The 18,190-nt window shown below is 72.1% G+C and carries 14 protein-coding genes; 10 read left to right on the forward strand and 4 right to left on the reverse strand.

Features of this window, described 5'->3' with window-relative positions; genetic code table 11:
* Positions 1–36: 36 nt before the first annotated feature.
* Positions 37–744: an HAD family hydrolase gene (locus ACIDOF_RS06825; RefSeq protein WP_409004786.1), complete on the reverse strand. Its 708-nt coding sequence runs from the start codon at positions 742–744 to the stop codon at positions 37–39.
* A 177-nt stretch (positions 745–921) separates the two neighbouring features.
* Positions 922–4,431, reverse strand: coding sequence for a methionine synthase (gene metH, locus ACIDOF_RS06830; RefSeq protein WP_409004787.1), 3,510 nt, complete (start codon positions 4,429–4,431; stop codon positions 922–924).
* Positions 4,432–4,843: 412 nt separating this feature from the next.
* Between metH and ACIDOF_RS06835 the strand changes: the two genes are divergently transcribed.
* From ACIDOF_RS06835 to ACIDOF_RS06850, 4 genes are all read left to right on the forward strand, one after another.
* Positions 4,844–5,608: an IclR family transcriptional regulator gene (locus tag ACIDOF_RS06835; RefSeq protein ID WP_409004788.1), complete on the forward strand. Its 765-nt coding sequence runs from the start codon at positions 4,844–4,846 to the stop codon at positions 5,606–5,608.
* 381 nt (positions 5,609–5,989) lie between these two features.
* The gene (locus ACIDOF_RS06840; protein WP_409004789.1) at positions 5,990–6,754 is read left to right on the forward strand and encodes an MIP/aquaporin family protein; all 765 of its coding nucleotides are present in this window, start codon (positions 5,990–5,992) and stop codon (positions 6,752–6,754) included.
* An 85-nt stretch (positions 6,755–6,839) separates the two neighbouring features.
* Positions 6,840–8,366, forward strand: coding sequence for a glycerol kinase GlpK (gene glpK, locus ACIDOF_RS06845; RefSeq protein WP_409004790.1), 1,527 nt, complete (start codon positions 6,840–6,842; stop codon positions 8,364–8,366).
* 94 nt (positions 8,367–8,460) lie between these two features.
* Positions 8,461–10,086 (forward strand): FAD-dependent oxidoreductase, encoded by a 1,626-nt coding sequence (locus ACIDOF_RS06850; RefSeq protein WP_409004791.1) that lies wholly within the window; start codon positions 8,461–8,463, stop codon positions 10,084–10,086.
* Between the two features lie 67 nt (positions 10,087–10,153).
* Here the strand turns inward: ACIDOF_RS06850 and ACIDOF_RS06855 are convergent, their stop codons facing one another.
* Both ACIDOF_RS06855 and ACIDOF_RS06860 read right to left on the reverse strand, forming a co-directional pair.
* Complete coding sequence (locus tag ACIDOF_RS06855; RefSeq protein ID WP_409004792.1) at positions 10,154–10,924, reverse strand: maleylpyruvate isomerase family mycothiol-dependent enzyme; 771 nt, start codon at positions 10,922–10,924, stop codon at positions 10,154–10,156.
* A 181-nt stretch (positions 10,925–11,105) separates the two neighbouring features.
* A complete protein-coding gene (locus tag ACIDOF_RS06860) occupies positions 11,106–12,506 on the reverse strand; it encodes an MFS transporter (RefSeq protein ID WP_409004793.1) in 1,401 nt (466 codons plus the stop codon).
* A 304-nt stretch (positions 12,507–12,810) separates the two neighbouring features.
* Between ACIDOF_RS06860 and ACIDOF_RS06865 the strand changes: the two genes are divergently transcribed.
* The 6 genes from ACIDOF_RS06865 to ACIDOF_RS06890 all read left to right on the forward strand — a co-directional run bounded on the left by ACIDOF_RS06865 (position 12,811) and on the right by ACIDOF_RS06890 (position 18,153).
* A complete protein-coding gene (locus ACIDOF_RS06865; RefSeq protein ID WP_409004931.1) occupies positions 12,811–14,298 on the forward strand; it encodes an aldehyde dehydrogenase family protein in 1,488 nt (495 codons plus the stop codon).
* A gap of 22 nt (positions 14,299–14,320) precedes the next feature.
* Complete coding sequence (locus ACIDOF_RS06870) at positions 14,321–15,226, forward strand: VOC family protein (protein ID WP_409004794.1); 906 nt, start codon at positions 14,321–14,323, stop codon at positions 15,224–15,226.
* Positions 15,223–16,017, forward strand: coding sequence for an aspartate dehydrogenase domain-containing protein (locus ACIDOF_RS06875; protein ID WP_409004795.1), 795 nt, complete (start codon positions 15,223–15,225; stop codon positions 16,015–16,017). The genes ACIDOF_RS06870 and ACIDOF_RS06875 overlap by 4 nt, the downstream gene beginning before the upstream one ends.
* Positions 16,018–16,109: 92 nt before the next feature.
* Entirely contained in the window at positions 16,110–16,880 is a 771-nt protein-coding gene (locus ACIDOF_RS06880) for an alpha/beta fold hydrolase (protein ID WP_409004932.1), read from the forward strand.
* Between the two features lie 3 nt (positions 16,881–16,883).
* Positions 16,884–17,405 carry a cupin domain-containing protein gene (locus tag ACIDOF_RS06885; RefSeq protein ID WP_409004796.1) on the forward strand — a complete coding sequence of 174 codons (522 nt, stop codon included), beginning with the start codon at positions 16,884–16,886 and terminating at the stop codon, positions 17,403–17,405.
* Positions 17,398–18,153: an SDR family oxidoreductase gene (locus ACIDOF_RS06890; protein WP_409004797.1), complete on the forward strand. Its 756-nt coding sequence runs from the start codon at positions 17,398–17,400 to the stop codon at positions 18,151–18,153. The genes ACIDOF_RS06885 and ACIDOF_RS06890 overlap by 8 nt, the downstream gene beginning before the upstream one ends.
* Positions 18,154–18,190: the final 37 nt, after the last annotated feature.

Consider the following 18,190-nt stretch of genomic DNA (forward strand, 5'->3'; position numbering starts at 1 on the left):
CAGGCGGCCCGGTCGGGGCTCGGCGGACCGGCGGGGTCAGTTCTCGGAGGGGAGCGGGATCAGTCCGCGGAGGAACGCGAGGTTCACGTCCTCCAGCGAGGAGACGACCGTACGGCCTCCGTCGGGGGTGATCGGCGCGACCGAGGGGACGGCGACGACGCGGCAGCCGGCGGCCTCCGCGGCGGCCACTCCGGTGGCGGTGTCCTCGACGACGGCGCAGCGCGCGGGGTCGGCGCCGAGGCCGGCGGCGGCGTGCAGATACGGGTCGGGGTGCGGCTTGGTGCGCTCCACCTCGTCGCCCGCGACGGTGAGGGCGAAGTGCTGCGGGCCGAGCGAGTCGAGGACGCGGTCGATGATGCGGCGGTGGGAGGCGGAGACCAGGGCGGTCGGGATCTCGTGCGCGGCCAGTTCGGCGAGCAGGCGGGCGGCGCCGGGCATCAGCGGGAGCTTGCGGCTGATGCGGTCCTCGAAGCCGTCGTTGAGCAGCACGGTCAGCTCGGGCAGCGTGATGTCGGCGCCGGTGGCCTCGATGAGGAAGCCGGCGCTGCGGGTCATGGGGCCGCCGACGACCACGTGCCGCCAGGACTCGTCCAGGGCGTGGCCCAGCTTCGCGAAGACCTCGACCTCGGCGTCCCACCAGAAGCCCTCGGTGTCGACCAGGGTGCCGTCCATGTCGAGGAGCACGGCCTGCAGGGCGGAGCCTTCGGCCGTTCCGGTACCGACTGCGGGGACCGTTGTGGTCATCCGGGCACACCTCCGTAAGGGACGAGAAGGCCGGTCGACCTGCGCAGCGGGGGTGAAACCCGCTCCGTAGCCGACCGGCCTGCACTGGACCGACCAGTGTACGTCGACGGACGTGGAAACGCCTCGGGATAAGGCCCTCGCCTGTCCGACGAGGGCCTCACCTGTGGTTGTGCGTCGTCACCGTGCGTTGAAGTACTTCGCCTCCGGGTGGTGGATCACGATGGCGTCGGTGGACTGCTCGGGGTGGAGCTGGAACTCCTCGGAGAGCTGGACGCCGATCCGCTCGGGCTGCAGGAGCTCGGCGATCTTCGCGCGGTCCTCCAGGTCGGGGCAGGCGCCGTAGCCCAGGGAGAAGCGGGCGCCGCGGTACTTGAGGTCGAACATGCCCTGCATCTCGGCCGGGTCCTCGCCGGCGAAGCCGAGCTCGGAGCGGACGCGGGCGTGCCAGTACTCGGCGAGGGCCTCGGCCAACTGCACGGAGAGGCCGTGGAGTTCGAGGTAGTCGCGGTACGAGTTGGCCTCGAACAGCTCGGCCGTGGCCTCGCCGATCTTCGAGCCGACGGTGACGACCTGGAGGCCGACGACGTCGGTCTCGCCGGACTCCTCCGGGCGGAAGAAGTCCGCGAGGCACAGGCGGCGGCCGCGGCGCTGGCGCGGGAACGTGAAGCGGGTGCGCTCGGCGCCGTCCTCGCCGAGGAGGATCAGGTCGTCGCCCTTGGACACGCACGGGAAGTAGCCGTAGACGACGGCGGCTTCCAGCTGGTTCTTGGTCTGCAGCTGGTCGAGCCAGCCGCGCAGCCTCGGCCGGCCCTCGGTCTCGACGAGCTCCTCGTACGTGGGGCCGTCACCGGTGCGGGCCTGCTTGAGGCCCCACTGGCCCTTGAACAGCGCGCCCTCGTCCAGCCAGGACGCGTACTCCTTGAGCTGGATGCCCTTGACGACGCGGGTGCCCCAGAACGGCGGCTCGGGCACCGGGTTGTCCACGGCGACGTCGGAGCGCACCGGGCCCTCGTCGGGCCGTTCCTCGACCTGGACGGAGGCGGCCTTCACGCGGCGCTGCTTGAGCTCGGGCAGGGTGGCGCCGGGGACGCCGCGCTTGACGGCGATCAGCGCGTCCATCAGGCGCAGGCCCTCGAACGCGTCGCGGGCGTAGCGGACTTCGCCCTCGTAGATCTCGTGGAGGTCCTGCTCGACGTAGGCGCGGGTGAGGGCGGCGCCGCCCAGGATGACCGGGAAGTCGGCGGCCATCTTGCGCTGGTTGAGCTCCTCCAGGTTCTCCTTCATGATCACGGTCGACTTGACCAGGAGACCGGACATGCCGATGACGTCGGCCCGGTGCTCCTCGGCGGCCTCCAGGATCGCGGAGACGGGCTGCTTGATGCCCAGGTTGACGACGTTGTAGCCGTTGTTGGACAGGATGATGTCGACGAGGTTCTTGCCGATGTCGTGGACGTCGCCGCGCACCGTGGCGAGGACGATGGTGCCCTTGCCCTCGGCGTCGGACTTCTCCATGTGCGGCTCCAGGTAGGCGACCGCGGTCTTCATGACCTCGGCGGACTGGAGCACGAACGGCAGCTGCATCTGGCCCGAGCCGAACAGCTCGCCCACGACCTTCATGCCTTCGAGGAGCGTGTTGTTGACGATGTCGAGGGCCGGGGTGTCCTGGAGGGCCTCGTCGAGGTCGGCCTCCAGGCCGTTCTTCTCGCCGTCGATGATGCGGCGCTGCAGCCGCTCGTCCAGCGGCAGGGCGGCCAGCTCCTCGGCCTTGCCCGCCTTCAGGGACTTCGTGGTCGCGCCCTCGAAGAGGGCCATCAGCTTCTGCAGCGGGTCGTAGTCGCCCTCGCGCCGGTCGTAGATCAGGTCGAGGGCGGTCTGCACCTGCTCCTCGTCGAACCGGGCGATCGGGAGGATCTTGGAGGCGTGCACGATCGCAGAGTCCAGGCCGGCCTTCACGCACTCGTCCAGGAAGACGGAGTTGAGCAGGATCCGGGCGGCCGGGTTGAGGCCGAAGGAGATGTTGGACAGGCCGAGGGTGGTCTGCACGTCCGGGTGGCGGCGCTTCAACTCCCGGATCGCCTCGATGGTGTTGACGCCGTCCTTGCGGGACTCCTCCTGGCCCGTGCAGATCGTGAACGTCAGCGTGTCGATCAGGATGTCCGACTCGCGGATGCCCCAGTTGCCGGTCAGGTCGTCGATGATCCGCTCGGCGATGGCGACCTTGTTCTCGACGGTGCGGGCCTGGCCCTCCTCGTCGATGGTCAGGGCGATCAGCGCGGCGCCGTGCTCCTGGGCGAGGCGGGTGACCTTCGCGAAGCGGGAGTCGGGGCCGTCGCCGTCCTCGTAGTTGACGGAGTTGATGACCGCGCGGCCGCCGAGCTTCTCCAACCCGGCCTGGATGACGTCGACTTCGGTGGAGTCGAGGACGATCGGCAGCGTCGACGCGGTCGCGAACCGGCCCGCCAGCTCCTCCATGTCGGCGACGCCGTCCCGGCCGACGTAGTCCACGCACAGGTCCAGCATGTGCGCGCCCTCGCGGATCTGGTCGCGGGCCATCTCCACGCAGTCGTCCCAGCGGCCGTCCAGCATGGCCTCACGGAACTTCTTCGACCCGTTCGCGTTCGTCCGCTCACCGATCGCCATGTACGAGGTGTCCTGGCGGAACGGCACCGTCTGGTAGAGGGAGGCGGCGCCCGGCTCCGGCTGCGGCGTCCGCTCGGTCGGCGTCAACTCCCGCACCCGCTCGACGACTTGGCGCAGGTGCTCGGGCGTCGTGCCGCAGCAGCCGCCGACCAGGGACAGGCCGTACTCGCCGACGAAGGTCTCCTGGGCGTCGGCCAGCTCCTGCGGGGTGAGCGGGTAGTGGGCGCCGTCCTTGCCGAGGACGGGCAGGCCCGCGTTCGGCATGCAGGAGATCGGGACGGTGGAGTGGCGGGCGAGGTAGCGCAGGTGCTCGCTCATCTCGGCCGGGCCGGTGGCGCAGTTGAGGCCGATCATGTCGATGCCGAGCGGCTCCAGGGCCGTCAGGGCGGCGCCGATCTCGGAGCCGAGGAGCATGGTGCCGGTCGTCTCGACGGTGACCGAGCAGATGACGGGCAGGTTCACGCCGGTCGCGTCGAGGGCGCGGCGGGCGCCGAGGATCGCGGCCTTGGTCTGCAGCAGGTCCTGGGTGGTCTCCACCAGGAGGGCGTCGGCGCCGCCGGCGATCATGCCTTCGGCGTTCTGCTGGTAGGCGTCGCGGAGCTTCACGTACGGGGCGTGGCCGAGGGTGGGGAGCTTGGTGCCGGGGCCCATCGAGCCGAGGACCCAGCGCTGCTGCCCGGTGGACTCGGTGAACTCGTCGGCGACCTCGCGGGCGATGCGGGCGCCGGCCTCGGACAGCTCGAAGACGCGCTCGGGAATGTCGTACTCCCCGAGGGCCGCGAAGTTCGCGCCGAAGGTGTTGGTCTCGACGCAGTCCACGCCGACCGCGAAGTACTCGGCGTGCACCGAGCGGACGATGTCGGGGCGGGTGATGTTGAGGATCTCGTTGCAGCCCTCGAGCTGCTGGAAGTCGTCCAGGCTCGGGTCCTGGGCCTGGAGCATCGTGCCCATCGCCCCGTCGGCCACCACCACTCGGGAGGCGAGGGCGGCGCGCAAGGCGTCCGCGCGGGTCGTGCTCGTGTTTACGGGGGTCGGCTGCGAGGCCATGGACGATCTCCCTGGAGTGCGACGGCTGTCGGCTTTGCGGCTACCGGCGGGAAGCCGCACGCGGCCAGGGTAGCCGGGTGCACCGCCCTCGTGGGAAGGGCGTCCAGCAGGCAGACAGCGACTCGGTCAGGTCGGCCCGCGCCGCTTCCCCCGGAAGGGTCGTACGGCACCCGGCTCGGGCCCCGGACGACGGAGCGTGCAGAATCGGCCACCGGCGGCGGAGACCCCGTGAACTCCCGCCGCACCCAGGGCTTCCGGCGTGTGCACGGAAGGCGGTCGAGCGCGTCGTGCGTTAGGACAAGTTCGGCATGGGCCGATAGTGTTCAGCATTGCCGAACGGGGCACGTACTAGGCGCAGGAACGGGGACGCACCGACCCCGGGCGCGCCGACAGTGGGAAGGGAGCCGACGCGGTGGCGAAGAACATCCAGTCGCTCGAGCGGGCGGCGGCCATGCTGCGGCTGCTCGCGGGCGGCGAGCGGCGCCTCGGCCTCTCCGACATCGCCTCCGCACTCGGCCTGGCCAAGGGCACCGCGCACGGCATCCTGCGCACCCTCCAGCAGGAGGGCTTCGTCGAGCAGGACGCCGCCTCCGGCCGCTACCAGCTGGGCGCCGAGCTCCTCCGCCTCGGCAACAGCTACCTGGACGTGCACGAGCTGCGCGCCCGCGCCCTGGTCTGGGCGGACGACCTGGCCCGGTCCAGCGGCGAGAGCGTCTACCTGGGCGTGCTGCACCAGCAGGGCGTGCTGATCGTGCACCACGTGTTCCGGCCCGACGACAGCCGGCAGGTCCTGGAGGTCGGCGCGATGCAGCCGCTGCACTCCACGGCCCTCGGCAAGGTCCTTTCGGCATACGACCCGGTGGCGCACAGCGAGGCCGTCGAGGGCGAGCGGAAGGACTTCACGCCGCGCACGGTCACCGAGCCGGCCGCGTTCGAGCAGCTGCTCGACCTCACGCGGGCGCGCGGCTGGGCGGACGACGTGGAGGAGACCTGGGAGGGCGTGGCCTCGGTGGCGGCGCCGATCCACGACCGGCGGCGGATGCCGGTCGGCGCGGTGGGTGTCACGGGCGCCGTGGAGCGGCTCTGCCCGGACGGCGAGCTGCGCTCCGAACTCGTGGCAGCGGTGCGCGACTGCGCCCGCGCGGTCTCGCGGGACCTGGGCGCGGGCCGCTTCTGAGCCGCCCGCGGCCGCCCGGCGACCGCACTCCCCCGTACGGGACCGGGCTTGGGTACGAGGCTTCCGCGCGCTCTGGAATCGCCCCGCGGGCAGGCTTTTCGTACCCGTCGGTAGCCGCTCTGTCACTGGGGTGACAGCCTCTCGACGTGCGAATTCCCGTGCGGTGGATAACGATCGCGATACCCCTCACACAGCTCTTGACGTCCACTTAACCCGGAGGCAAAACTGCCGTTCATCGGTCGGCATTGTCGAACACCTACCGGTAATGCAAGGTAGGGTGTCGCAAGGCGGATCGGGCCAAACGCCCTCAGCCTGAGGGCGCGAACCACCGGCGGGACCCGTGGTTCGCCTTCCCCTGGACGAAGGACAAAGGAGTCGCGGGTGTCCAGCTCCGACATCTTCATCAGCGAGACCATCGGTACCGCTGTTCTGATCCTGCTCGGCGGTGGCGTGTGCGCCGCCGTCACCCTGAAGCGCTCGAAGGCGTTCAACGCCGGCTGGGTCGCCATCGCGTTCGGCTGGGGCTTCGCGGTCCTCACCGGCGCCTACATCGCCGCCAAGTCCGGCGCGCACCTCAACCCCGCGGTCACCGTGGGCGTCGTCCTCAACGGCGGCGAGGGCGCTCCCACGTGGAGCGACACCCCGGCGTACTTCGGGGGCGAGATGCTCGGCGCCACGATCGGCGCGACGCTCGTGTGGCTCGCGTACTACGGGCACTTCAAGGAGCACCTCAACTCCCCCGAGGTCGCCGAGCAGAAGACCGCCAACCCCGGCCCCGTGCACGGGATCTTCTTCACCTCCCCCGAGATCCGCAACCCCATCCAGAACCTCGCCACCGAGGTCATCGGCACCACCGTGCTCGTGCTCGGCATCCTCTGCCTGGGCCTGGCCGACGGTGGCAAGGGCGTCGCCTGGGGCGGGCCGCTGCTCGTCGCGCTGGTCGTCGTCGGCATCGGCCTCTCCCTCGGCGGGCCCACCGGCTACGCCATCAACCCGGCCCGCGACCTCGGTCCGCGCATCGTGCACGCGCTGCTGCCGCTGCCCAACAAGGGCGGCTCGGACTGGAGCTACGCCTGGATCCCGGTCGTCGGTCCGCTCCTGGGCGGCGCCATAGCGGCAGGCATCTACAACGTCGCCTTCGCCTGAGCAGCCACGGAAGCCACGGCAGCCACCGGACCACCGACAGGCCGAGCGCACAGCGCCGCCGTACCAAAGACCTCTGGAGCACACAGTGACCGACGCACACACCGCAGGGCCCTTCATCGCGGCGATCGACCAGGGCACCACCTCGTCCCGCTGCATCGTCTTCGACAAGGACGGCCGGATCGTCGCCGTCGACCAGCGCGAGCACGAGCAGATCTTCCCGAAGCCGGGCTGGGTCGAGCACGACGCCAAGGAGATCTGGGCCAACGTCGAGAGCGTGGTGGCCGGCGCCATCGCCAAGGCTCAGATCACCGCCGCCGACGTCAAGGCGATCGGCATCACCAACCAGCGCGAGACCACGCTGCTCTGGGACAAGAACACCGGCGAGCCGGTGCACAACGCCATCGTCTGGCAGGACACCCGCACCGACGCGCTCTGCAAGGAGCTCGGCCGCAACGTCGGCCAGGACCGCTTCCGCCGCGAGACGGGCCTGCCGCTCGCCTCGTACTTCGCGGGCCCGAAGGTGCGCTGGCTGCTCGACAACGTCGAGGGGCTGCGCGAGCGCGCCGAGCGCGGCGACATCCTCTTCGGCACCATGGACTCCTGGGTCATCTGGAACCTCACCGGCGGCACCGACGGCGGCGTCCACGTCACCGACGTCACCAACGCCTCCCGCACCCTCCTGATGAACCTGCACGAGATGGCCTGGGACGAGCGCATCCTCAGCTCGATGGGCATCCCGGCCGCGGTCCTCCCCGAGATCCGCTCCTCCGCCGAGGTGTACGGCCACACCAAGGGCGGCGTCCTCGACGGCGTGCCCGTGGCCTCCGCGCTCGGCGACCAGCAGGCGGCCCTGTTCGGCCAGACCTGCTTCGAGAAGGGCGAGGCCAAGTCCACGTACGGCACCGGCACCTTCATGCTGATGAACACCGGTGACCAGCCGGTCAACTCGTACAACGGGCTGCTCACCACCGTCGGCTACCAGATCGGCGAGCAGAAGCCGGTCTACGCCCTCGAAGGCTCCATCGCCGTCACCGGCTCCCTGGTGCAGTGGATGCGGGACCAGATGGGGCTCATCCAGTCCGCCGCCGAGATCGAGACCCTCGCGTCGTCGGTCGAGGACAACGGCGGCGCCTACTTCGTCCCGGCGTTCTCCGGCCTGTTCGCCCCGTACTGGCGCTCCGACGCCCGCGGTGTGATCGCCGGCCTGACCCGGTACGTCACCAAGGCGCACATCGCGCGCGCCGTCCTGGAAGCCACCGCCTGGCAGACCCGCGAGATCACCGACGCCATGACGAAGGACTCCGGCGTCGACCTCGCGGCCCTCAAGGTCGACGGCGGCATGACCTCCAACAACCTGCTGATGCAGACGATCTCCGACTTCACGGACGCGCCCGTGGTGCGCCCGATGGTCGCCGAGACCACCTGCCTCGGTGCGGCCTACGCCGCCGGCCTCGCCGTCGGCTTCTGGCCGGACACCGACGCCCTGCGCGCCAACTGGCGCCGGGCCGCCGAGTGGACCCCGCGGATGCCCGCAGCGCAGCGGGACCGCGAGTACAAGAACTGGCTCAAGGCCGTCGAGCGGACCATGGGCTGGATCGAGGACGAGGACTGACCCCGCACGGGGCCACCCCTGACCCCTGACAGGCCGTGGCCCCCGGACGGGGCCTTGGACCTCGGTCGGACGAGTTGACGAGGAGCATTCACCCATGAGCACCCCCACCCTGCAGAACGGCCCCGCCTACCCGGCGCTCGGGCTGCACCCGGCGGGCGGTTCGAACCCGAGCCGCGCCGAGACCCGCGAGCAGCTCGCGAAGGCGACGTACGACCTGCTCGTCGTCGGCGGCGGCATCCTGGGCATCTCGACCGCCTGGCACGCGGCGCAGGCCGGCCTGCGGGTGGCCCTCGTGGACGCCGGTGACTTCGCCGGCGCCACCTCGTCGGCCTCCTCCAAGCTGCTCCACGGCGGTCTGCGCTACCTGCAGACCGGCGCGGTGAAGCTGGTCGCGGAGAACCACTTCGAGCGGCGCGCGGTGTCCCGTCAGGTGGCGCCGCACCTCGCCAACCCGCTGACGTTCTACCTGCCCGTCTACAAGGGCGGCCCGCACGGCGCCGCGAAGCTGGGCGCGGGCGTGTTCGCGTACAGCGCGCTGTCGGCGTTCGGCGACGGCGTCGGCCACCTGCTCTCGCCGTCCAAGGCCGCGCAGGACGTGCCGGAGCTGCGCACCGACAACCTGAAGGCCGTGGCCGTGTACGGCGACGACCAGATGAACGACGCCCGGATGGCCCTGATGACGGTCCGCGCGGCCGTCGAGGCGGGCGCCGTCGTCCTCAACCACGCCGAGGTCACCGGCCTGCGCTTCACCAAGGGCCGGGTCACCGGCGCCGACCTGAAGGACCGCATGTCGGGCGAGGAGTTCGGCGTCAACGCCCGCCTGGTGCTGAACGCGACCGGCCCGTGGGTGGACCACCTGCGGAAGATGGAGGACGAGAACGCGGCCCCGTCCATCCGCCTCTCCAAGGGCGCGCACCTGGTCCTCAAGCGCACCGCCCCGTGGAAGGCCGCGCTGGCCACGCCGATCGACAAGTACCGCATCACGTTCGCCCTGCCCTGGGAGGACATGCTGCTGCTCGGCACGACGGACGAGGAGTACGAGGGCGACCCGCGCGACGTGTCCGTCACCGAGAAGGACACCGCGCAGATCCTGGACGAGGCGGCGTTCTCGATCCGGGACCAGCAGCTGTCCCGGGACCTGATCACGTACTCCTTCGCGGGCCTCAGGGTGCTGCCGGGCGGGCCCGGGGACACCTCGAAGGCGAAGCGGGAGACGGTCGTCACCGAGGGCCGCGGCGGGATGCTGTCGGTCGCCGGCGGCAAGTGGACGACGTTCCGGCACATCGGCCGCACGATCATGAACAAGCTGGCGGAGCTGCCCGGCCACCCGCTCGGCGAGGACATGCAGCCGATCTCGCAGCTGCCGAAGAAGCTGCCGCTGCCGGGCATCTCCAACCCGAACGCGGTCGCGCACCGGCTGCTCGTGGACGGCGGTACGCCCGGTCCGCGGATGTCCGCCGACACCGCGCGGCACCTGGCCACGCACTACGGTTCGCTGTCCTTCGACATCGCGCGCCTCGCCAACGAGGACCCGGCCCTCGCGGAGCGCATCCACCCGGACGCCCCGGAGATCTGGGCGCAGGTCGCGTACGCCCGCGACCACGAGTGGGCCGAGACCGCGGACGACGTGCTGCGCCGCCGTACGACCCTGACGATCCGGGGCCTCGCGACGGACGAGGTGCGGGGCAAGGTCGAGGCGATGCTCGGCGAGTCCAAGTAGGTTTTCCCGTACGGGAGTTGAGCGGGGCGGTCACTGCGGTGGCCGCCCCGCTCGCGTGCCCCGGGGGTCAGGGGCGGCGGGACCAGTCGCCGGAGTTCTTCAGCCACTCCTCGAAGAGGGCGGTGTCGCCGAAGGACTCGACGCCGTCGTCGGCGAGGGTGCGGCGGCCGTACATGAGCAGCAGCAGCTCGGCGGCGGGCGCGCGGACGGCTACGGCGGCCTTCTCGTGCGCGTGGCGTACGGGGATGTCGTCGCCGTGCTCACCGGTGAGGTCGATGAGCCACTCGCCGGCGGCGTCCGGGGTGTCGGTGGCGTGCAGATGGATCGTGCGGCCCGGGCCGAGGAGCGCGCGGCGCGCGTCGGCGGAGGGGAAGGCCTGCGGCAGGGTGCTCATCTCGACCCACTCGCCGAGGCCGATGAGGGCGGTCGCCGGGTCGAGTTCGTACGGGATGCCGAGGGCGCGGTCGGCGTCGTAGCGGTGGACGGTCGCCTCCACGGCCATGCGGCGGGCCCAGAAGAGGGGGCTGTGCGGGGGTGCGGGCGACCAGAGCTCGGTGTCGGGGCCGGCGGCGCGGAGGGTCGCGGCGAGGTGGGCGGCGGTGACGGGGGCGGTCTGCCCCGCGGTGAGGTGCTCGGGGCCGGCGGCGCGGGTGCGGACGAGGCGTTCGGCCCAGGCGTACGTGTCGCCCACATGCCGGAGGAGGTCGGCGAGGGTCCAGCCGGGGCAGGTGGGGACGGGGAGGGATTCGTCCGCGGTGCGGGTGTGGGTGGAGAGGAGGTCGGTCTGCTCGGTGAGGGTGGTGCAGTACGTTTCGAGGTCGGCGGCGGGGCTGGTCATGGGCGCTGATTCTTCCCCTCCCCGCCCCTTCCCGAAAGTCCTCAGCGGACAGCTCCGGGGGCTGCGCCCCCGGGCCCCCGGCTGTCGTTCGGCTGCGGCGCCGTCGTGGCTGATCGCGCAGTTCCCCGCGCCCCTGAAGGGGCACAGGCAGGGGCCCGGGGCGCAGCCCCCAGGGGCGGGGTTACGGCGAGACCTCCTCCAGCCTGCGGCCCGCCGTCTCCTCCGCGCCGAGGCCCGCCACGACCGCCCCCGCGAGGGCCACCCCGCCGAGGACGAGGAAGACCGTGCCGATCTCGCCGCCCGCGTAGACCGCTCCGACCGCGATCGGGCCGAGGATCACGCCGAGGCGGTTGAACGCGCCGCCGACGCTGCTGCCGAGGGCGCGCATGCGGGTCGGGAAGAGCTCGGGCGTGTACACGTACAGGCAGATGTTGGAGCCGAAGAAGAAGACCGCGGCCAGGGACGACCAGACCAGGACCTGGACCGGGGTGTTCGCGCCGAGCCAGGACAGCAGGAGCAGCACGGCCGCGGCGCCGCCCAGGCAGCAGGTGATGACGCCGCGGCGGCCGGCCCGGTCGACGGTGAGCGCGGCGACGAGGCAGCCGAGCAGGCCCGCGCAGGACGTGACGGTGGAGTAGAGCAGGGCGTCCGACAGGGACAGCTCGTACCGGTTCTGGTAGATCGTCGGGAGCCAGGACGTGATGCCGTAGTTGACGAAGTAGCCGCAGAACCAGAGGGCGCCGATGACGAGGGTGCGGCGGCGGTAGCGGCCGGTGAACAGGCCGCGCAGGCCCGAGGAGCCCTGGCCGGGGGCCGTGGCGAGGGGCGCGGCCTCGCCGACCGGGGGCAGCGGCTTGCCGGTGGTGCGCTCGACGGCCTTCTCGATCCGGTCCATGGTCGCCTCGGCTTCGACGGTCCTGCCGTGGTCGGCGAGCCAGCGCGGGGACTCCGGGACGACCTTCATGACGAGGATGCAGAGGACCCCGGGGATCGCGGCGAGCGCGTACATCCAGCGCCAGCCGAGGATCGGCACGACCCAGGCGGCGACGAGGGCGCCGACGGTGAGGCCGGCCGGGAAGACGAGTTCGTAGAGGAGGACGAAGCGGCCGCGCTTGTGGCTGCGGGTGATCTCCGCGATGAACGTGGCGGCGACCGGGACCTCGCCGCCGATGGCCAGGCCCTGGACGAAGCGCAGGGCCATGAACTGCTCGGGCGAGGTGGTCGCGGCGAGGGCCAGGTTGGCGAGGCTGGACACCAGGATGCACAGGGCGATGACCTTGACGCGGCCGATGCGGTCGGCGAGGCGGCCGGAGAGCAGGGCGCCGGCGAGCATGCCGAGGGAGCCGATGGTGAGCATCAGCGTGGCGGCGGAGGTGGAGAGCTGGAACTCGGTGCGCAGCTCGGGCATGGCGTACGCGATGAGCAGCTGGTCGAAGGCCTCGAAGAAGGTCACGGCGCCGACGACGAGGCGGACGGTGACGTGCCAGCGGGAGAGCGGCAGGCGCTCGAAGCGGGCGGAGATGGCGGCCCGGACCGCGCTGTCCGGTGCGGGGCGCGGCGTGTCTGGGGCGTTGAGCGTCATACGGGGACTCCGCGGCGATGAGGGAGCGGGAGTGGGCACGGCAGGCGCTTGATGCACAGCCTACGGAACCCGGTAGCCGTTGCGGCTTAGCGCAAAGTTTCTAAGCGCTTAAGTTGTAACCCCCGCCTCCCGTGGGCCGTCAAGGGTCTGGACAGCGAAAGAAGTTCGATCGGGGTCTTGCGCCGAAATTATTTAAGCCCTTAGATTTCCAGCACTTAGCCGGACCGGGGCGCAGCCGCCCCGTCGTCCGGAGCCGCTCGAGGCGTACGCACGACGCCGCAGCAAGGAGATCCGCATGCAGCCGATGCACCCGACTCCCCCGGACGAGGCGCTGATCGCCGGAGTCTGGCGCCGCGGCGCGGGCGCCCCGACCGAGACCGCCGACCCGGCCACCGGACGCACACTCGCCACCGTGCACGCGGTCACCGTCGAGGAGGTCGACGAGGCGGCCGAGGCCGCGGCGCAGGCCGCCGCCGACCCGCGCTGGCGCGAGCTGCTCCCGCACCAGCGGGCCCGACTCCTCGTCCGCATCGCCGAGTTGATCGACGCCGAGGCGGACCGGCTTGCCGCCCTGCAGACCGCCGACACCGGCAAGTCGCTCACCGAGACCCGCGCCCTGGTCGCGAGCGCGGCCGGCACGTTCCGGTACACGGCCGCCGCCCTGGAGACCGCCGAGGAGACGCTCACGCCGTCGCGCGGCGCGTACGTCACGATGAGCGTGTACGAGCCGATCGGCGTCGTCGGCGCGATCACCCCCTGGAACTCGCCGATCGCGAGCGACGCGCAGAAGCTCGCCCCGGCTCTCGCGGGCGGCAACGCGGTGCTCCTGAAGCCCGCCGACTGGACGCCGCTGGTGTCCCTCGCCCTCGGCCGGCTGGTCACCCGCGCCCTCGCCGAACTCGGCCTGCCCACCGCCCTGTTGGCGGTGCTGCCGGGGCGCGGCAGCGTCGTCGGGGACGCGATCGTGCGGCACCCGCGCGTCGGCAAGGTGTCGTTCACCGGTGGCACCTCGACCGGCCGGACCCTCGCGCACGCCGCAGCCGAGAAGCTGATGCCGGTCTCCCTGGAGCTCGGCGGCAAGTCGCCGACGGCGGTCCTCGCCGACGCCGACGTCGAGCAGGCCCTCGCCGGGGTGATGTTCGGGGTCTACTCGTCCAGCGGCCAGTCCTGCATCGCCGGCTCCCGGCTGTTCGTGGCGCGTGCGCTGTACGACGACTTCGTCGGTGAACTCGCCGAGCGGGTGCGCAAGTTGCGCGTCGGCCCGGGCACGGACCCGGCCACCCAGGTCGCGCCGCTCGTGCACCGCAAGCACCGGGACGCGGTCGCCGCGTACGTGGACCTGGCCCGCAGCGAGGGTGCCCGGGTGCTCGCGGGCGGGGCCGTGCCGGAGGGCGCCGCGTACGCCGACGGGGCGTACTACCTGCCGACGCTGCTCGACGGGCTGCCGAACAGCGCGCGGGTCTGCCAGGAGGAGATCTTCGGGCCGGTGCTCGTGGCGCTGCCCTTCGACGACGAGGACGACCTGGTCGCCCAGGCCGACGCCTCGGTGTACGGCCTGGCCTGCGGGATCTGGACCCGGGACCACCGGGCGGCCTGGCGGATCGCGCGCCGGGTGCAGGCGGGCACCGTCTGGATCAACACGTACAAGCAGTTCAGCATCTCCACCCCGTTCGGCGGCATGAAGGACAGCGGCCTCGGCCGGGAGAAGGGCCGGGACGGAATCCGCCAGTACCAGCGGCAGAAGTCCCTCTACTGGGGCACCTCGGAGTCCCCGCTGCCCTGGGCCAACTGACCACACTCACGGAGCACTTGAGATGTCTCATCCCCCGATCGCCCGGCTGCGCGCGCTGCGCTCGGTCGAACTGCTCACCCCGGCCTTCGCGGAGGCCACCGACTTCTACGAGGACGCCTGGGGACTGGAGGTCGTCGAGTCCGAGCACAGCGCGAGCTGGCTGCGCGGCACCGGCCAGGAGCACCACGCCCTCCAGCTGACCCGCTCCGAGCGCACCGGGCTCGGCCGGATCGTGTTCGCCGTGGCCACCCCGGCCGAGATCGACGAGGCGGCGCGGCGGCTCGAAGCGCGCGGCATCGTGCCGGTCGCCGGGCCCGGGCCGCTCGACCAGGTCGGCGGCGGGTACGGGCTGCGCTTCCACGACCACGAGGGCCGGCTGATCGAGCTGTCCGCCGAGACCTGGGCGGTCGCCCCGCGCGGCCGGGACGCGGCCGTGCCGGTCGGCGTCACGCACACCGTCCTCAACACCCCCGACATCGACGCGGCCGTCGCGTTCTACTGCGACGTGCTCGGCCTGCGCGTCTCCGACTGGTCCGAGCACCAGATGGCGTTCCTGCGCTGCAACGCCGACCACCACTGCATCGCGTTCAACCAGGCCGAGTGGGTGTCCCTCAACCACGTGGCGTACGAGATGAGTTCGGTCGACCACTTCATGCGCGGGCTCGGCCGGCTGCGGCACCACGGGATCGTGCCGCAGTGGGGGCCCGGGCGGCACGGGCCGGGCAACAACACGTTCTCGTACTTCACCGACCCGACCGGGCTCGTCTGCGAGTACACGTCCGAGGTCGCCCAGGTCGTCGAGGACCGCTGGATCGCGAAGGTGTGGCGGCGGGTGCCGGAGCTGTCCGACCTGTGGGGCACGGCCGGGCCGCCGTCGAAGGAGATCCGCTGCCACATGGCCGGACGCCCGGAAGGAGAGCAGAAGTGAGCGTTCTGAAGGTGGGCCTGGTCGGCTGGGGCGCGATCGGCCGCGTCGTCGGCACCGCACTCGCCGAACAGGCCGTCCCGGGCGCCGAGTTGACCTGCCTGGTCGACAACCGCCCGCTCGGCGGGGCCGCGCCCGCGCCGCAGGTGCCGTTCGAGGAGGCGATCGAGCGGTGCGACCTGATCGTGGAGGCCGCGGGCCAGGGCGTCGTACGGGAGTGGGGCGAGCGTGTCCTCACCTCCGGCACCGACCTGCTCGTGGCGTCGACGGGGGCGCTCACCGACGACGAGCTCGCCAAGCGGCTGCTCACGGCGGGCCCCGGCCGGGTCTACTTCACCGGCGGCGCCGTCGGCGGCCTCGACCTGCTGCAGGCCGTACGGCAGCTCGGCCCGCTCGACGAGGTGCGCCTGACCACGACCAAGCTGCCGTCCACGCTCGAACAGCCGTGGATGGACGAGGAGTTGCTGGCCCGGCTGCGGTCGGCCACCGGCCCCGTCGACGTGCTCGCCGGCACCGCGCGGGACGTCCCGGCGAAGTTCCCGAAGTCGACCAACGTCGCGGCGTCGGTCGCCCTCGCCGTCGGAGACCTGGACGCTGTGCGGGTCCGGGTCGTCGCGGACCCGGGCGCCACCCGCACGCGCCACGTCGTCGAAGCCACCGGCCCGCACGGCGCGTACCGCTTCGAGGTCGCGCACAACCCCGACCCCGGCAACCCGGCCACCAGCCAGGTCGTCCCGTACGCGGTGCTGCGCTCGCTCGCGGCGCTCGCCGGCCGGACGGGACAGATCCTGTGACCGCCGGAGCGGCCGAAGAGGCCCCGGCGTCCGGAGCCGAGTCCCGCCCCCGCACCGCCGTCCACGTCGTCGAGGAAGGCGTCGAAGGGCCCCTGCTGTTCTGCCTGCACGGCATCGGCTCCTCCTCGGCCGCCTTCGCCCCGCAGCTCGACGCGCTCTCCGCGCACGCCCGCGTCGTCGCCTGGGACGCCCCCGGGTACGCCAAGTCGCCCGATCCGGAAGGGGAGTTGGACCTGGACGGGTTCGCGGACGCGGCGGCCGACGTGATCCGTGCGTACGGCGAGCCCGCGCACGTCCTCGGCGTGTCCTGGGGCGGCGTGATCGCGCTGCGGCTCGCCGTCCGGCACCCGGAGCTCGTCGCCTCGCTGATCGTCGCCGACTCCAGCGCGGGCTCCGGCACCGACCCGGAGAAGGCCGCCGGGATGCGGGCGCGGGCCGCCGAGCTCGCCGAGGTCGGACCGCGGGCCTTCGCCGCGCTGCGCGGGCCCCGGCTCGTCTCCCCGGACGCTCCGGCCGCGCTCGTCGACCGGGTCGTCGACACCATGGCCGGCGCGGTCCGGCTGCCCGGCTACGGGTACGCCGCCGAGTCCATGGCCGGCGCCGACCTGCGCCCCGAACTGTCCGCCGTCACCGCGCCGACCCTCGTGGTCTGCGGCGACCGCGACACGGTCACCGGCATCGAGGCCTCCCAGGTCATCGCCGGCGGCCTGCACAAATGCGCCTACGTGATCGTCAAGGACGCCGGTCACCTGGCCAACCAGGAACAGCCCGAGCGGTTCAACGCCTGGGTCCTGTCCCACCTGCACATCGCCACGAACCAGCGCACCCGCACCACCGGGAACACCCACCAGCGAAAGGGCTGAGCCATGCCTCTGACCACCACCGAGTACGACAACGGCGGCGACCTCGGCAAGTACACCGACTCGCTGATCGCCACCAAGGACTCCCGCGAACCCGACTGGGGCACCCTGTCCTTCCAGGAGAAGGCGGGCCCGCAGTACAAGCGCGCGCAGATCCGGTACGTCGGCTCCGGCGCCACCGGCAACCACGAGGGCGACAGCCGGATCCTGCCCTCCGGCGGCTTCACGTTCTCCAACATGCTGCTGCCCCCGGGCGCCGAGGGCCCGGCCCACACCCACCACGACGTGGAGGAGGCGTTCTTCGTCCTGGAGGGCGAGGTCCGCGTCGGCATCCACCGCGGCCCCGACGAGGTCGAGTACCGCACGCTCGGCTACCGCGACATGATCGTGGTCCCGGCCGGCGTGACCCGCTCGCTGAAGAACGAGGGCGACACGGACGCGCTGTTCTGCGTCGTCATCGGCACGCAGAAGCCGCAGGTCCCGACGTACCCCGAGTACTCCCCGCTGTACGGGATCACCCGTGACTGACCGGCCCGACGACGGCCGACGCCTGGTCGTCGTGACCGGGGCGGGCCGTGGCCTGGGACTGGCCATGGCCCGCCGGGCCGGCGCAGACGGCTTCCGGGTCGTCGTCGCCGAGGTCGACGCCGAACGGGGCCGGGCGGCGGCCGAGCAGCTGCGCGGCGAGGGCGTCGACGCCCGCTTCGTCCGCTGCGACGTCGCCGACCCGACGTCGGTCGCCGAACTCGCGGACGCCGTACGGGAGTCGGGCGGGCTGTACGGCCTGGTCAACAACGCGGCGCTCGCCAACGGCGTCGGCGGCAAGGAGTTCCAGGACATCGACATCGAGACCTGGGACCGCCTGATGACGGTCAACGCGCGCGGCCCCTGGCTCGTCGCCAAGGCCCTGCACCCGCTGTTCGGGCCGACCGGGCGGATCGTCAACGTCGCCTCGGACGCGGCGCTCTACGGCTCGCCCCGGCTCGCCCACTACATCGCGTCCAAGGGCGCCGTCATCGCCCTGACCCGGGCCATGGCGCGGGAGCTGGGCGAGCGCGGCATCACCGTCAACGCGCTCGCGCCCGGGCTCACCGAGTGCGAGGCGACCGAGACGGTCCCCGCGGAGCGGCACGGCCTGTACGCCGCGAACCGGGCGATCTCCCGGCCGCAGCAGCCGGACGACCTGGTCGGGCTCGCGGCCTTCCTCCTCTCCGAGGAGTCCCGCTACCTCACCGGTCAGGTGGTCGCCGTCAACGGCGGCTTCACCATGCACTGACCGACCGCCCGACCGACCCGACCCACTGAACTCACGC

The sequence above is a fragment of the Streptomyces sp. Da 82-17 genome (assembly GCF_046098215.1).
Lineage (GTDB): Bacteria > Actinomycetota > Actinomycetes > Streptomycetales > Streptomycetaceae > Streptomyces.

What these genes read in the sequence shown, in the direction of transcription:
- ACIDOF_RS06825 (WP_409004786.1), bottom strand. Translation starts at nt 744, where the DNA reads ATGACCACAACGGTCCCCGCAGTCGGTACCGGAACGGCCGAAGGCTCC.
- metH (WP_409004787.1), bottom strand. Translation starts at nt 4,431, where the DNA reads ATGGCCTCGCAGCCGACCCCCGTAAACACGAGCACGACCCGCGCGGAC.
- ACIDOF_RS06850 (WP_409004791.1), top strand. Translation starts at nt 8,461, where the DNA reads ATGAGCACCCCCACCCTGCAGAACGGCCCCGCCTACCCGGCGCTCGGG.
- ACIDOF_RS06855 (WP_409004792.1), bottom strand. Translation starts at nt 10,924, where the DNA reads ATGACCAGCCCCGCCGCCGACCTCGAAACGTACTGCACCACCCTCACC.
- ACIDOF_RS06860 (WP_409004793.1), bottom strand. Translation starts at nt 12,506, where the DNA reads ATGACGCTCAACGCCCCAGACACGCCGCGCCCCGCACCGGACAGCGCG.
- ACIDOF_RS06865 (WP_409004931.1), top strand. Translation starts at nt 12,811, where the DNA reads ATGCACCCGACTCCCCCGGACGAGGCGCTGATCGCCGGAGTCTGGCGC.
- ACIDOF_RS06870 (WP_409004794.1), top strand. Translation starts at nt 14,321, where the DNA reads ATGTCTCATCCCCCGATCGCCCGGCTGCGCGCGCTGCGCTCGGTCGAA.
- ACIDOF_RS06885 (WP_409004796.1), top strand. Translation starts at nt 16,884, where the DNA reads ATGCCTCTGACCACCACCGAGTACGACAACGGCGGCGACCTCGGCAAG.